The organism is Arthrobacter sp. NicSoilC5, from assembly GCF_019977395.1.
In the GTDB taxonomy this organism is placed as follows: Bacteria; Actinomycetota; Actinomycetes; order Actinomycetales; family Micrococcaceae; genus Arthrobacter.
In genome coordinates this window covers 418,768-432,715 of record NZ_AP024660.1, presented here as the reverse complement: position 1 = coordinate 432,715, position 13,948 = coordinate 418,768, and the positions used below count along the sequence as shown (strand labels likewise).

The window sequence follows — 13,948 nt, the reverse complement described above, 5'->3', positions numbered from 1 at the left end:
CCTCCGGGAGGCCAACCTTGGCTCAACCAGAAGCAAATCCAATAAGGGCGCGAATCCGAGTGCACTACACCCCAATCGGACATCAGTCTGACCGTCCGACGGCGTCAGGCTAGAGTCGGATTACGGCCCCTTGGACACCGACTCCCAGCAGCGATATATCTCAAGCTGACCCTCCCACCTGCCTCGGGGAAGAGCGGCACACCGCCGAGTCCAACAGTCTTTCATCTGACGGCCCTGTGCTAAGTCACGGCAAGCGGGAATGCGAGAACTCGAACTCCCGGCCGGCGCCGGGCAGAGCATCAAATCAGACGTAAGTGTGGACAGTGTCCACACTTACTTTGGCTGGTCAAAGCGATGAACGCAATGTGCTTTTTGGGTCGTCGAAACCTCGCATCGGAGGCCGCCAGTCAAACGCGCTGCGGTCATGTCGTCGTCTCTCCCCCGGCCCATGAATAGGTGTAGGCCACACCGGGGCCTACCCGACAAGACCGGAAGCGAGGAACCGTATGACCCCATCAAACAGCACGCGGAGGGCCCACCAGCCAGGGTCCTGGACCCGCCACCCACACACCTGCATACCCCCCGCGGCGGCCAGGCTACAGCCCGCGACCCAACCCGTCAGGCGACGCGACCGCAAGCTTTGTCAACACGTTGAAGCAAAATCGCCCCTGACGAGGCGATCTGTTGTGCCCGAGGTGGGACTCGAACTGACTTCCAGGCCTTGCAACTACTCGGGATCCGCGCAAACATGCGGAATCCGGAGCAGTCCGTCGGCAGTATCGTCGGATCCGAAGGGAAGAGTGTGGACAATGTCCACACTCCTTTTTCAAGTAACACCTGAAAGACGGACTGTAGCGCTTAGTCAGGAATTGCCTGCATCGCCGGGATGGGTCCGTCTACGGCAGCGGTGCCGATACTGACACGGGGGTCGAAGGCGATGGCTCCGGTTCGACCGCGATCAGTCCCCCATCCACCGGGATCGTGGCTGCATTAACGTACGAGGCCTGATCGGAGAGCAGCCAGGCAATGACATCGGCGACCTCGGAGGACGCGGCCGGGCGCCGACTGGGGACGAACGCAGTGGCAAGGCTGTAAGCTTCCTCGCGATCGATGCCGCTGTGTTCAGCAAATTCGCCCATCTCCATATCCGCCATTTCCGTCCGGGTCCAGCCGGGACATACCGCGTTGGCGCGCACCCCGAGCGGTCCGTAATCGACCGCGATGGATTGCATCAACATGGCAAGGCCGGCCTTCGTGGCGTCGTAGCCCGCGATTCCAGCCGTCGCGCGAAGCGCTGCCGCTGAGGCCACCCCTACGATCGAGCCGCTGGCTTTGATCAGGTGCGGCAAGGCGGCACGGACTAGTAGGAAGGGCCCGGTGAGGTTGGTGCTGACCATGGCGTTCCAGTCTTCATCGGACAGTTCGCCGGCACTGCCGGCGCGGACAATTCCGGCATTCAGTACGAGGCCGTTAATAGCGCCGAATTGCTCCACGGTATCCGCGACCAGCCGTTCCATGTCGGAAGCGGAAGCAACATCCGCGACGACAGCGCGGGCGCCGGTCATGTCAGCGACTCGGCTTACAGCTTCTGGACGGCGTCCGCAGACGACAACTTCCCACCCTTGGCCCCGGAGTGTTGCGGCAGTGGCGGCTCCTATTCCGGTTCCTCCGCCGGTAATAACTGCAACTGATTTGGGGGTCATTCTGATCTCCCGGTTCTGTTTCGAAGGTGTGTGCTTTCGCTTACTCGTGGAGGACCGATCGTCAGACTTCAAAGACGATGCGGGCATACCACTGGGCCACCTCGTGAAGACGTTGTGGTCCCGGAGGAAACGAATTAATTGCCGTGCTGCCGCCCGCGGAGGCGGCAGCACGCTAACCGTTTCAGATAACTTCTTTGGCGTAGTCGATGTCGCGCTTGCTCCTGCCGAATACCAGGCCGCCAAGCATCGCGGCAGGAATGAGGATGAGCAGCCACTTTGCGGCGGCGTTGTCAGGCCCGATGAGGGAGTCGTAGTTCTCGATCGTCACGTAGCCGATATAGGAGAGGATCACGGTGGAGAGGGTAGGTGCGATCTTCGTCGCCCAGATACTGGTGTTGTCCTTGGTCCGGACGAAGAACACGACGATGGATACGGACGCCACGATGAGGATGGTGATGAAGGCTGCCGTTGCCAGGGCGCTGAACCAGGCGAACACGACGGTCAGTGGGTCTGCGCCGAGGACGAGGAAGGTAACCACGACGATGCCGACGGCCACGCCGTTGGACAGGGCTGCGGTGGCGGGACTCCCATCCTTTGAAACGCTGGCCAGCCTGGCCGGCAGGACTCCGGCACGGCTGAGGGCGAAAAGGTAGCGGGCGAACATGTTCATCAGGCCCAGCAGCATGGCGAGGTAGCTGGTCACGACGAGGACTTGCATGGCCATGCTCAAGACGCTCCCTCCGCTTTCGGAGGCGAGGTTGAAGATGAATCCTGCAGGGTCATCTGTTGCCGCCTGTTGGATGTTGTCCACCCCGATGGCCCCTCCGATAACCCAGATGGAGAGCGTGTAAAAAATTCCGACAAAGGCGATCACGGCGTAGAGGGCCCGCGGGATGGTCTTGCGGGGGTTGATTGCTTCTTCCGAGAACACCACGGTTGCTTCGAAGCTGGTGAAGCACAGGAAGGCGAACAGCAATGCAATGCCCAGGCCCGGGCTGAAGAGGTTCTCAGCGGTGAAGCCGGAGAATGTGAAGACTCCCGGCCCCTTGCTGGTAACGAGCACAATGACCAGAGCAGCAACGACGAGGGTTTCGCCGATGATGAGGACGGCCAAGAGTCGGATGCTCGTGTCGACGCCCCGCATGGTGAGTGCCGTGGTGATGACGAGCAACGCGACTATCCAGACGAGCGGGGGCACGGAGAGTCCTGTGAGGCTCTCCAGCAATTGCCCGGCGAAGACGCCGAACTGTGACCAGAGCCCGACCTGCAGGCTGAGGTACATGAGCAGGGCCAGACCAGCTCCTGCGGTGGCCCAGGGTGTACCGAGGCCTTTGGCGATGTAGGCGACGAAGCCGCCGGCGTTGGTGACATGCCTGCTCATGCGTAGGTATCCGACGGCGAAGAGTGCGATGAGCAGTGCGGCGATCGCGTAGATCAATGGGGCTGCAGGTCCAACCGCAGCAAAGACGACGGGACCGGTGCCGACGACGGCCGCCATGGGGGCCGCCGCTGCGATGACGAAGAAGGCGATGGCGAAGACGCCGAGTTTATTTGAGCGGAGATGGCCTGCTTGCGGTTGGACAGGTGTGTTGGACGGCGTCGTTGCCGGCAACTCGCTGACGTTATCAATCATGGGTTTCCTCTTTCGGGGCAGAAATTGGCCGTGGCCATGGTCGGGATTCCTCAGACGAGGAGCCGTGCCTTGAGTTTGTTTGTGAGCGCCGGAGTGATGCCGAGTCCGTCTTCCAAGTAGGAGTGGCGTGATCCCCAGGCGTGCTCCACGCTGTGCCATGCGGTTTCGAGGTACCCTTGCCGCGCTTCCAGCAAGGGTGTGATGACGGTTCGCAGGTGTTTGTCGATGCTGGTGACGCTGCCTGCGGAGTCTCTGATGAGGTATTGGTTCTCCGGTGATGAACTCTGAACGTAGTCTTCGAGGATCGCGGTTTCAGGTACTCCCAGGATGGTCAAAAGGATGGCTATTGCCCATCCGGTTCTGTCCTTCCCTGCCGAGCAGTGGACGACGACAGGCAGCTCAACTCGAGTCAATGAATGAAGGAAGCTGGCAAATACCGATGGGTTGCCTGCTATGTCACGGGCATAGAGTCGATGCATTGCTTCTTCCGCCCGCGCTGCCGTCAGGGCCCTGCCAAGCTCGCTCACGCGACCTTCGCGAACCGCAGACCACAGCCACGCGTCCCTGCTGTCTTTAGCGTGAAGTGGCGTTTGTACAGTCTTCAACGCAGGCACGCAACGGTCTTCGGCTTCGGATTCCCAAGGACTTCGCAGATCCATGAAGTGCAGGCCCACCGCCTCCAGCCTCTGACGATCCTGGGCTGTCGAGTATCCGAAGTGCCCACTCCTGTATAGCAGGCCTTCAGCGACACGGGATCCTCCGTGCGCCGGCAGTCCTCCAAGGCTTCGGAAGTTCCGGACGCCCTCAAGGGAGTTAGGGCCAGCCAAGCCTGGTGTGACCTGTTTCATACACAGAAGGTAAACACTGAATGTTTCGTCCTGCAATAGAACACATCAAATATTTCTTGCTTAACTAATCCAAACCTTGGGCATGGTGTTCAATGTTCGCGACGGGGGCATGCGGGCTAGGCTACACTCGTCAAATTTTGCACAGACTGTTCACTTTTAGAAGAGGGTGTGCAATGCTGTGAAGCAGATCACCGGACACCCACGCGAAGGATCAAAAAATGAGTGCCTCCAACAAGCCCCTCTCCCTTCGGGAACGCAACCGTATGAGAACCCGCGGCGACATTCTCGACACCGCAGCTGAGCTGCTGAGTTCGGAGGGGTACGCTTCGACCGCCCTTGAAGTCCTTAGCCAGCAGGCGGGTATTTCGAGGGGGACCATTTATGCCCACTTCCCCGGTGGAAGGGACGAAATTGTCCGTGAGGTGTATCTGCGGATCGCCGACGCCGTCTACGTACGGGGCATCAGCCTGCGCGATCCCCTCACGGACCCCGGTGCAAGAATCACGGCGCTGGCCACCGCGCTGGTGGAGGCGACAAAGGAGCCCAAGGGCCGGTTCTACGGGGTGATGGGACCGGACCTGGTGTCGGCCCTCTCGGATGTCATGGGCTCGACTTCCCGCTCTTTCGAAGAGCTCATCGCGCGCGATCTGAAGGATGCCAAAGACAGCGGCACTTTGCCTGAGGACGCGCCCACCGAAGCCTTGGCCGCAACCATCACCGGGGCAATCCGCGCTGCCGGGGCTGCTGCTGCACGTAAGCCGGAGGACGCCGAGCCGGCCGTCGCGGCTATCCGGCTACTCATGGACGGACTTCTCATACGAGCCACGGTCTGACCCACCGGGCTGAAAAACCACAACGGAGGAATTTGTGTCAAAACAACACTACGACGTCATCGTCATTGGACTGGGCCCCTGGGGTTCATCAGCGGCCTGGCACTTGGCGGCCCGCGGCAAGTCTGTGCTCGGCCTGGATAAGTTTGCACCACCACACATGCACGGTTCGCACGGAGGCGCCACACGGCTGGCCCGCCAGTCCAGCAGCGCAGGAGCCCAGTACACCACCTTCACAAAGCGGACCTTTGAGTTGTGGGACGAGTTGGCCGCGAAAACCGGGACCCGGCTGTTGGAACGTTCGGGAACTGTGTTCGTCGGCGAACCCGGATCAATGTGGTTCGACAAAACGGTGGCATCCCTGAACGCGTCCGATTTTGAGTACGATGCCCTCAACGCGTCGACGGCACGGAAGCGGTTCCCTTGGGCCACGATTAAAGACGACGAAGTCGCCGTATGGGAGCCAAACGGCACCGTTGCCCTCGTTCACCCCGCCATCAAGGCCCTGCAGTCAGAGGCTCGCCGGCTCGGCGCAACCCTGCGCACGGGAGAAGCGGTTCAAGGCTGGGATGAGAGCGCTTCGGGCATCGTCGTAAGCACCGATCAGGGTAACTATTCAGCCGACAAGGTCGTCGTCACCGTGGGTGCCCGCGCCAACCATTTGATGCAACTGGATCTGCCCTACAAGGTGGACCGTCAGGTGCTGGCCAATTTCCGCCAGGACGGGCCACCGAAGCCGGCCATCTACTTCGCCAAGCCCCCAGGATCGGACGAGGCACCGGCTTACGGTTGCTCCGAGCCTAACGGTGAATGGAAGTTCTCCGTCCCCGGGAAGGGAAACTGGATCGATCCCGAGGACCTCAGTCAGGACCTCAGGCCCGGAGACCTCGAACGGATCCAGGAAGTCCTCAGCGCCAGGCTCCCGGATATCGACACCAACCCGGTATCGACCACCGTATGCATGTGGTCTGAGGTGGAGGACGGCCATTGGGTTATCGGTGGACACCCGGAGTCGTCCGATGTCGTCATCGGCACCGGAGACATGGGCCGCGGGTTCCGCTATGCAGCGGTTGTTGGTGAAATGCTGGCCGATCATGTCGACGGCATTTCCCGCCCCGAAACAAACCTGTTCCTGCCTTCACGCTTCGCCACAGCAAAGGCGTAAACAGTGACACCGGCAGACGTCCTGACCGCACCGTTACAGAGCTTGTGGGAGCTCGTGAAACAGTGCGAACAGTGCAGCCAGGACAACCTCCGACCCCAACACAGTGCACCTGCATTCGAACATCGAAGGACATCCAATCCTAATGACCATCGTCCCTGATACCGAAATCACCAGCATTGAGGCGGTGCTTTCGACGAACCCCGACTGGGCTGGCTGTCACGTCACCGCACATTCCCTCTCCGGCGGCCAGGCCCATAAGAACTACCTCGTCGAGGACGGTTCCCGTCGCTGCGTCGTCAAGCTCTGGAACAACTACTGGGAAACGGTAGGAGTTCTGCCCGCCGCCCACGTGGTTCTGGAGAACACGAGAATTGCCGCCGACATCGGCGTAGGCGCGCCCGTCATAACAGTCTCAAACGAACCCTTGGCGCTGGCCCTCGACTTTGTTCCGGGAGGCCACCCGAGGCTAAGCGACGACGATGACTCCGTCACCCGACTCGTCCCTGCCCTTCACCGGCTTCATCACTCCGGCCGCCGGTTCCTCAACGACATCAACCCCTTCAACCTGGCCCGACAAAGGATGGAGGCCGCCAGAAGACAAGGTATCGAGCTGCCGCCCGGAACGTCAGCCATCCAGGCCCTGATGGACCGCCTGGAGACCGTCCTGGCCCTGGATCCTTCCCAGTTTGTTCCCTGCCATTTGGACATTTGGGATGCAAACATCATCAAGGACACCTCCTCGATGACCTACAACATCATCGACTGGGATCTCGCCGGCAACTCGGACCCGTGCTACGAGATTGGATTCATTGCAGCGCAAAACGGATTCGGGAAAGAGAAGGCACGCGCACTCTTTGAGGCCTACTTCGGCAACGCTGACCCGGTAAAAATGGCGCGTGCCAGGCTCTTCATGGCAGTGGCTCATTGGTCCAACAGCGGACTGTGGATCACCGCCATGGGCAACGCCGCACCCAATGACGACGCCGACTACGCAGGGGAACTGCGTACCTGTTGGGAGGGGTTGGTCACTGAAATAACAGCCCCTGACTTCCCCGACTTAATAAAGGCAGCCGCAAAACCGGCAGCTCTCGTCTAACAAAACCCCCGCGCGCGTTAGCACCTGACCAGGGCTGGCTCTACGCCAGTCAATACAACTACGCCCTTAAACAGGAAAAGATTTCGGAGCAACAGATGAACGACATCACGCAGCAAGAAGCACACAAGATAGTTGAAGCGGCACGAGAGGCAGCCCTGTCCTCGGAAACCCTGATGAACATTGCCGTTGTAGACGCCGGCGGAAACCTCAAGGCCTTCACCCGCATGGACGGTGCGTGGCTTGGCAGCATAGACATCGCCATCAAGAAGGCACGCACGGCGCGCTACTTCGACATGCCGACCGGAGACATCGGCTCCATCTCGCAGCCCGGCGGACCGCTGTTCAACATCGAAGTATCCAATGGCGGCCTGATCACCTTTCCCGGAGGCATCCCACTGACCAAAGACGGGGTCACCGTCGGCGCCATCGGTGTCAGCGGCAGCACCGTTGAAAACGACCACCTGGTCGCTACTGCCGGCGCCCAAGCCCTCTAACCGGTTGCCGGGGCCGGCCATCGACCGTCCGACCCCGGCAACACCCACCGACTCATGTTCCGGACTTAAATCCGCACCAACGGCCAAGGACAGCAATGACACTCGAAACAGCCACAGAACCGGCACCCGACGCGCTCCTTCAAGAAAGCCTCATTGACCGCCGCGAACGCACCATCGGGCGCCACTCCCCGCTGTTCTATGCCACTCCCCTGGAAATCGTGGCCGGCGAAGGCGTGTGGGTCCACGACGCCACCGGCAAGACCTACCTGGATGTCTACAACAACGTTCCCCACGTCGGACACTCCAACCCTGTCGTCCGCGAAGCAATCACAGCCCAGCTGCAGACCGTCAACCTCCACACGAGGTACCTCAACTCGCGCGTCGTTGAGTACGCGGAAAAGCTGCTGGCGCTCTTTGATTCCCCCTTGGAGCGGGTGTTTTTCACCAACAGCGGATCGGAAGCAAACGAGCTCGCGCTGCGAATCGCACGGCAACACACCGGCAACACCGGCATCCTTATTTCGGACCACAGCTACCACGGCAACACCACGACCCTTGCCGAATTGACCACCGGCCTCCAGGTCAAAGAACCCCTCGGCGCCCACGTACGCCCCCTTCGGATTCCGGACGCAGCAGGGCTGACACCGGCTAAACGAAAGCGCCTCCTCCAGGAAGCGCTGCGCGACGTCGACGCAGCCATCTCCTCGCTCCAGGCCGAAGGCTACGGCGTCTCAGCCATCCTGTATGACCCGCTGTTCTCAACCGAGGGACTCCTGCAGACCCCCGAGGGCTACATCGAGGCGGTCACCGACCGGGTCCGGGCCGCCGGCGGACTGGTCATAGCGGACGAGGTCCAGTCGGGCTTCGGACGGACCGGCAACCACATGTGGGGCCACCAGGCTTTCGCCAGGACCCCTGATCTGGTGACGCTTGGCAAGCCGATGGGTAACGGCCACCCCGTAGGTGGCGTCATCACCACGCACGCACTGATGGAGGAATTCGGGGAAAACAACACCTACTTCAACACATTTGCTGGAAACCCCGTTTCGTCGGCAGCAGGCCTTGCTGTCCTGCAGGTCATGGAAGAGAACGGGCTTCTTGACAATGCACACCAACTCGGCAAATACATCGCTGACGAACTCGCAGCCCTTACTAAGGGCAACCCCAGGATCAAGAACGTACGCGGCCGGGGCCTCTTCTTTGGCCTGGAAATCGTCAATCCCGACGATGCGACGCCGGACCCCGCCGCCACCAAGGCACTCACAGAAGAGATGCGTTCCCGCGGCGTCCTGATCGGAAAGATCGGTCGCCACGAAAACGTCCTCAAAATGAGGCCACCGCTCGTCTTCGAACTCGAACACGCCCAACACATGATCGAGCAACTCCGTCTGGCACTGGAAACACTCAACGACCCAGCTGATCAAAACCAATGGTGACCATCCCGGATTCACCCGGAACAACAACTAACCACTCAATGAGGAGAATGCCATGAACACCACGCCTGTCCTTACCCAGGACTCCGTCTCCACCCGGACCATCTTCAATCCCGCCACCGGTGAACCCGTCGGCGACGCACCCGTCCACACGGTCGCGGACCTGCAGCACGCCATCGACGTAGCCGTCGCCGCCCAGCCCGGCTGGGCCACACTCGGTCACGAGGCACGGTCCGCTGCACTGCTGAAGGCCGCCGACGCCGTCGAAGCGCGCGCGGAAGAACTCGCCCAATTGCTGTCCCGCGAGCAGGGCAAACCGCTGAACGGCCCCAACGCCCGCTTCGAAGTCGGCGCCTGCGCCGCCTGGCTCCGCGCCGCCGCCGGGACACCGCTCGAATCGGAAACCCTGGTCGATGACGGTGAAACCCGTGCGGAGCTGCATTACCGGCCCATCGGCGTCGTCGGGGCCATCGGGCCATGGAACTGGCCCATGATGATCACCGTATGGCAGGTCGCCCCCGCACTGAGAATGGGCAACGCCGTGGTGGTCAAACCCTCCGAATACACCCCGCTCAGCGTGCTTGCCCTCGTTGAAACCCTCAACGAAGCACTGCCCGAAGGACTCCTCACCGTGGTCTCCGGCGGACGCGATGTAGGCGAGGCCCTCGCCTCGCACCCTTCCATCGGGAAGATCATGTTCACCGGCTCCACCGCAACGGGCAAGGCGATCATCAAATCCTCCGCGGACACCGTCAAGCGGCTCACCCTGGAGCTCGGCGGTAACGACGCCGGCATCGTCCTGCCCGACGCCGACCCGAAGGCCATCGCCGAAGGTCTGTTCTGGGGTGCCTTCATCAACACCGGCCAAACCTGCGCTGCCCTGAAACGCCTCTACGTCCACGACGACATCTACGACGCCGTCTGCGAGGAGCTCACCAATGTGGCCAAGGCCATGCCGATGGGCAACGGCCTGGACGAAAACAATGTCCTGGGACCGCTGCAGAACAAGGCACAGTACGAGATCGTCGCGAACCTGGTCGAGGCCGCCAAAGCCTCCGGGGCCCGCGTCCTCCTCGGCGGAAACCCGGACACTGACCAGCCCGGCTACTTCTACCCCACCACCCTCGTGGCCGACGTCGACAACGACAACCCGCTCGTCGCCGAAGAACAATTCGGCCCTGCCCTGCCCATCATCCGCTACAGCACCATCGACGAAGCAATCCAGAAAGCAAACGCCCTCGACGTCGGCCTCGGCGCCTCCGTCTGGTCCTCCAACCCGGCAACAGCCCGCAACGTCGCCGCCCGAATCCAAGCAGGTACCGTCTGGATCAACAAACACGGCGCCGTCGACCCACGTATCCCTTTCGGTGGCGCGAAACAATCCGGCTACGGGCTCGAATTCGGCGTCGAAGGACTCAAACACCTCGGCGTGCCCCAAATCATCAACGGCTGAAACACCACTGACGGGGGGCACCGCTGCAGGCAGTGCCCCACCGCGGAAGGCCAAGGCTGAGGGTCGCTTCGTAGTTACAGCGAGCGGTAGTGCCAAGCGATATTGCGGAGGATTCAATGAACCGCCATACCCAGGCAGTTGAAATAGAGGACTGGTCCATTCTCCAGGCCGGGGACAGGGTCGCCGTTTCAGAAGACCTCTTCTACCAGGACGGGCTCCAAGTGGAAGAAACAGCAGCGGACATCGGTGTCATCTGGGTCCGCAGACTCTCCAGTGGTGACCGCCAACTCCTCAGTGTCGGGACCCACAGAATCTGGCATCTCGGCACCAGAAACATCTGATCCGCCGGTTCGACAGCAAGAACACAAATGAAGGAACACAGCCTCATGGTCCACAAAGTCCAAGCAGTAGTGGTTAAGGAAAAGAACGCTCCGGTGTCGTTGGAGACGATCCTGGTGCCGGATCCGGGGCCGGGGGAGGCGCTGGTGGACGTCCTGACCTGCGGTGTCTGCCACACGGACCTGCATTACAAGCAGGGCGGCATCGGCGATGATTTCCCGTACCTGCTGGGTCATGAGGCCACGGGTGTTGTGAGCGCCGTTGGTCCGGACGTGACGTCCGTGGCGCCCGGGGACCGCGTCATCCTGAACTGGCGCGCCGTGTGCGGCGAGTGCCGGGCCTGTGCCAAGGGCCAGCCGCAGTACTGCTTCAATACGCACAACGCCACCCAGAAAATGACCCTCGAGGACGGCACGGAGCTTTCGCCGGCGCTGGGCATCGGTGCTTTCGCCGAGAAGACCCTGGTGGCTGCCGGGCAGTGCACCAAGGTGGACCCCGACGTCGATGCTGCCGCGGTGAGCCTGTTGGGCTGCGGCATCATGGCCGGCATCGGTGCCGCGATCAACACCGGCGAGGTCAAGCGCGGCGAGTCCGTCGCAGTGATCGGCTGCGGCGGTGTGGGCATCGCCGCGATCGCCGGCGCCAGGCTGGCCGGTGCGACGACGATCATCGCCGTTGACATCGACGACAACAAGATCGGCATGGCCACGTCCCTCGGCGCCACCCATGGCGTGAACTCCCGGCAGGAGGACGCCGTGGAGGCCATCCGCGCCCTCACCGGAGGCAACGGCGCCGACGTGGTGATTGACGCCGTCGGCCGTCCCGAAACCTACAAGCAGGCGTTCTACGCCCGCGACCTCGCCGGCCGCGTGGTCCTGGTCGGCGTCCCGACGCCGGAGATGCAGCTGGAGCTGCCGCTGCTGGACGTCTTTGGCCGCGGCGGATCGCTGAAGTCCTCCTGGTACGGCGACTGCCTGCCCTCCCGGGACTTCCCCATGCTCGTCTCGCACTACAAGCAGGGCAACCTGGATCTGGACGCGTTCGTCTCCGAGCGCATCACCATCGACCAAGTGGAGGAAGCCTTCGGCAAGATGCACGAGGGCAAAGTGCTGCGCTCCGTCGTCGAAGTCCAGCCGGCAGGGTCTGCCGCATGAGCGTCACCATCGAGAACCTGGTCACCTCGGGCACTTTCTCGCTCGACGGCGGCACCTGGGACGTGGACAACAACGTCTGGATCGTAGGCAACGACGAGGAATGCCTCATCATTGACGCGCCCCACGACGCCGCCGCGATCATCAACCAGGTACACAGCCGGAAGGTCAAGGCCATCCTGCTCACCCACGCGCACAACGACCACATCGGCGCCGCCCGGGAGATTGCTGACGCCCTCGGCGCCCCGATCATCCTGAACGCCGAGGACCTGGTGCTGTGGGAGCAGGTCTACCCCGACGCCAAACCGGACCAGTACCACTCAGACGGCGACGAGTTCCAGGTGGGCGGGGCAACCCTGAAGGCCATCCACACGCCCGGCCACTCCCCGGGGTCCACCTGCTTCTACCTCGAAAGCGAAGGAACGGTCTTCACCGGGGACACGCTGTTCAACGGCGGCCCCGGTGCCACCGGCCGGTCCTACAGCGACTACCCCACCATCCTGGCCTCCATCCGGGAGAAGCTGCTGACCCTCCCCGCCCAGACCGTGGTCCGCACCGGCCACGGCGACAACACCACCATCGCCGCGGAACAGGAAACCCTGAACACATTGGCGTAGTGCCTGGAAGTCGTGTTGCCCCAGCGGCCACGACGGCGAACCCTGTCAGGAGCTGTACCCGCCGAGGTCTTCGCCGAACGACAGTGCCATTGTTCCGCTGCGCTTCAGCGCGTCTACCACCACGGCCGGCTCGATGGCCTGCGCCCGGGTGGCCCACTGGGACTCTTTCAGGTACGTGGAAAGTGCGGCGCGGCTGGGAAAGACGGCATCGACAACAAGCTGGAAGTCACCGGCGAGGACCGCGGCGTACCGGACTGACGGGGAAGGAAGCATTTCCGCTTCCACGCGGTCCAGTTCCGGAAACGGCACTTTGACCCACAGCAGCACCTCTACCGGCAATCCGAGCAGCGCAGGCTCGAAGACTGCGCGGATGAACAGTGTCCCCTCGCGCCGCATCCGCTCCACCCTGCGCTGGGTCGTCTGCACCGAGAGTCCCGTGATGCGCGCCAGTTCCTCGTAACTGGCGCGGCCATCGCGTTCCAGTGCCCTGAGAAGTTGCCGGTCCTCTTTGCCAGTTGCTCCACGTGTTCCAGGGCGGTCGGTGCCTCCGAGTAGCGGGTTCCGCCCATCACCTCAATTTCTTCCGGCGTCAGGACGCCGGGATTCCACTGGTGCATCGTTCTGGGATAGCTGAGGACCTTGTACACCTACATCCTCACCGGTTCCGCGGATTGCGCGCGGAGCTTATCCCTGGTTGCAGCTGAAGCAAACAAGTCGTCCAGTTGTCTCTTGCTTACTGAGCCATCGAACAGGTCTAGACATGACCGGTCCCTGATGCGACGAGCTCGTCCACTACGATCCGACGACTGCCGCCCTTGCCGGCGAGGGCAAAATGCCTGCACCTACAGTTTTGACCAACATTCTTTTCGAGTACCAGTTTTGATCAGAGATTGGCATGCAAACGTTGCGTCGCTGCAGGTAGTTCCGAGCAGTCCTTTCATCATGTCCTTGCTTGGGCAGTTCGAATGCTCACTCCTCCAGGATGCAGACGGCGCTTCTACGGCTACTTGGGAATCCAGTGACTTCCGCGGGTACTTACCCTGGCAACCCGAATAACGCTGCCGTATGCGTAAAAAAGCCTCGACGGTAGGTTTTGACCACCTTTTATTTCGGAGCTCAGTTCTGACCGACGACAGGGACCTTTTTCGACCTTTTTGGGAAGCATGCTGGTCGCGAGTCAGAAACG

General features: G+C 61.7%; 12 protein-coding genes and 1 pseudogene. 9 read left to right on the top strand and 4 right to left on the bottom strand.

What is annotated here, in order from left to right:
* Positions 1-896 precede the first annotated feature (896 nt).
* The 3 genes from LDO22_RS01965 to LDO22_RS01955 form a co-directional block, all read right to left on the bottom strand.
* Positions 897-1,703, bottom strand: coding sequence for an SDR family NAD(P)-dependent oxidoreductase (locus LDO22_RS01965; RefSeq protein WP_224025901.1), 807 nt, complete (start codon positions 1,701-1,703; stop codon positions 897-899).
* Between the two features lie 181 nt (positions 1,704-1,884).
* Entirely contained in the window at positions 1,885-3,336 is a 1,452-nt protein-coding gene (locus LDO22_RS01960; RefSeq protein WP_224025900.1) for an APC family permease, read from the bottom strand.
* A gap of 50 nt (positions 3,337-3,386) precedes the next feature.
* Complete coding sequence (locus LDO22_RS01955; protein WP_224025899.1) at positions 3,387-4,184, bottom strand: tyrosine-protein phosphatase; 798 nt, start codon at positions 4,182-4,184, stop codon at positions 3,387-3,389.
* A 218-nt stretch (positions 4,185-4,402) separates the two neighbouring features.
* Here LDO22_RS01955 and LDO22_RS01950 point away from each other — a divergent pair, with 218 nt between their 5' ends.
* The 9 genes from LDO22_RS01950 to LDO22_RS01910 all read left to right on the top strand — a co-directional run bounded on the left by LDO22_RS01950 (position 4,403) and on the right by LDO22_RS01910 (position 12,762).
* Positions 4,403-5,017 carry a TetR/AcrR family transcriptional regulator gene (locus tag LDO22_RS01950; protein WP_224025898.1) on the top strand — a complete coding sequence of 205 codons (615 nt, stop codon included), beginning with the start codon at positions 4,403-4,405 and terminating at the stop codon, positions 5,015-5,017.
* 34 nt (positions 5,018-5,051) lie between these two features.
* Complete coding sequence (gene solA, locus LDO22_RS01945) at positions 5,052-6,179, top strand: N-methyl-L-tryptophan oxidase (RefSeq protein ID WP_224025897.1); 1,128 nt, start codon at positions 5,052-5,054, stop codon at positions 6,177-6,179.
* Between the two features lie 142 nt (positions 6,180-6,321).
* The gene (locus LDO22_RS01940) at positions 6,322-7,275 is read left to right on the top strand and encodes a phosphotransferase (RefSeq protein ID WP_224025896.1); all 954 of its coding nucleotides are present in this window, start codon (positions 6,322-6,324) and stop codon (positions 7,273-7,275) included.
* Positions 7,276-7,370: 95 nt separating this feature from the next.
* The gene (locus LDO22_RS01935) at positions 7,371-7,769 is read left to right on the top strand and encodes a heme-binding protein (protein WP_224025895.1); all 399 of its coding nucleotides are present in this window, start codon (positions 7,371-7,373) and stop codon (positions 7,767-7,769) included.
* 95 nt (positions 7,770-7,864) lie between these two features.
* Positions 7,865-9,205: an aspartate aminotransferase family protein gene (locus LDO22_RS01930; protein ID WP_224025894.1), complete on the top strand. Its 1,341-nt coding sequence runs from the start codon at positions 7,865-7,867 to the stop codon at positions 9,203-9,205.
* Between the two features lie 52 nt (positions 9,206-9,257).
* Positions 9,258-10,655: an aldehyde dehydrogenase family protein gene (locus tag LDO22_RS01925; RefSeq protein ID WP_224025893.1), complete on the top strand. Its 1,398-nt coding sequence runs from the start codon at positions 9,258-9,260 to the stop codon at positions 10,653-10,655.
* Between the two features lie 116 nt (positions 10,656-10,771).
* Positions 10,772-10,996, top strand: coding sequence for a hypothetical protein (locus tag LDO22_RS01920; protein WP_224025892.1), 225 nt, complete (start codon positions 10,772-10,774; stop codon positions 10,994-10,996).
* A gap of 45 nt (positions 10,997-11,041) precedes the next feature.
* Positions 11,042-12,148, top strand: coding sequence for an S-(hydroxymethyl)mycothiol dehydrogenase (locus LDO22_RS01915; RefSeq protein ID WP_224027137.1), 1,107 nt, complete (start codon positions 11,042-11,044; stop codon positions 12,146-12,148).
* A complete protein-coding gene (locus LDO22_RS01910; protein ID WP_224025891.1) occupies positions 12,145-12,762 on the top strand; it encodes an MBL fold metallo-hydrolase in 618 nt (205 codons plus the stop codon). The genes LDO22_RS01915 and LDO22_RS01910 overlap by 4 nt, the downstream gene beginning before the upstream one ends.
* Positions 12,763-12,807: 45 nt before the next feature.
* On the opposite strand, the pseudogene LDO22_RS01905 reads toward LDO22_RS01910, so the two are convergent.
* A pseudogene (locus LDO22_RS01905) lies at positions 12,808-13,254 on the bottom strand (Lrp/AsnC family transcriptional regulator); the annotation flags it as partial.
* Positions 13,255-13,948 lie beyond the last annotated feature (694 nt).

Excerpts from the sequence above, each read along its gene's own strand:
- LDO22_RS01965 (WP_224025901.1), bottom strand. The coding sequence starts at position 1,703 with ATGACCCCCAAATCAGTTGCAGTTATTACCGGCGGAGGAACCGGAATA.
- LDO22_RS01960 (WP_224025900.1), bottom strand. The coding sequence starts at position 3,336 with ATGATTGATAACGTCAGCGAGTTGCCGGCAACGACGCCGTCCAACACA.
- LDO22_RS01955 (WP_224025899.1), bottom strand. The coding sequence starts at position 4,184 with ATGAAACAGGTCACACCAGGCTTGGCTGGCCCTAACTCCCTTGAGGGC.
- LDO22_RS01950 (WP_224025898.1), top strand. The coding sequence starts at position 4,403 with ATGAGTGCCTCCAACAAGCCCCTCTCCCTTCGGGAACGCAACCGTATG.
- LDO22_RS01940 (WP_224025896.1), top strand. The coding sequence starts at position 6,322 with ATGACCATCGTCCCTGATACCGAAATCACCAGCATTGAGGCGGTGCTT.
- LDO22_RS01935 (WP_224025895.1), top strand. The coding sequence starts at position 7,371 with ATGAACGACATCACGCAGCAAGAAGCACACAAGATAGTTGAAGCGGCA.
- LDO22_RS01930 (WP_224025894.1), top strand. The coding sequence starts at position 7,865 with ATGACACTCGAAACAGCCACAGAACCGGCACCCGACGCGCTCCTTCAA.
- LDO22_RS01925 (WP_224025893.1), top strand. The coding sequence starts at position 9,258 with ATGAACACCACGCCTGTCCTTACCCAGGACTCCGTCTCCACCCGGACC.
- LDO22_RS01920 (WP_224025892.1), top strand. The coding sequence starts at position 10,772 with ATGAACCGCCATACCCAGGCAGTTGAAATAGAGGACTGGTCCATTCTC.
- LDO22_RS01915 (WP_224027137.1), top strand. The coding sequence starts at position 11,042 with ATGGTCCACAAAGTCCAAGCAGTAGTGGTTAAGGAAAAGAACGCTCCG.
- LDO22_RS01910 (WP_224025891.1), top strand. The coding sequence starts at position 12,145 with ATGAGCGTCACCATCGAGAACCTGGTCACCTCGGGCACTTTCTCGCTC.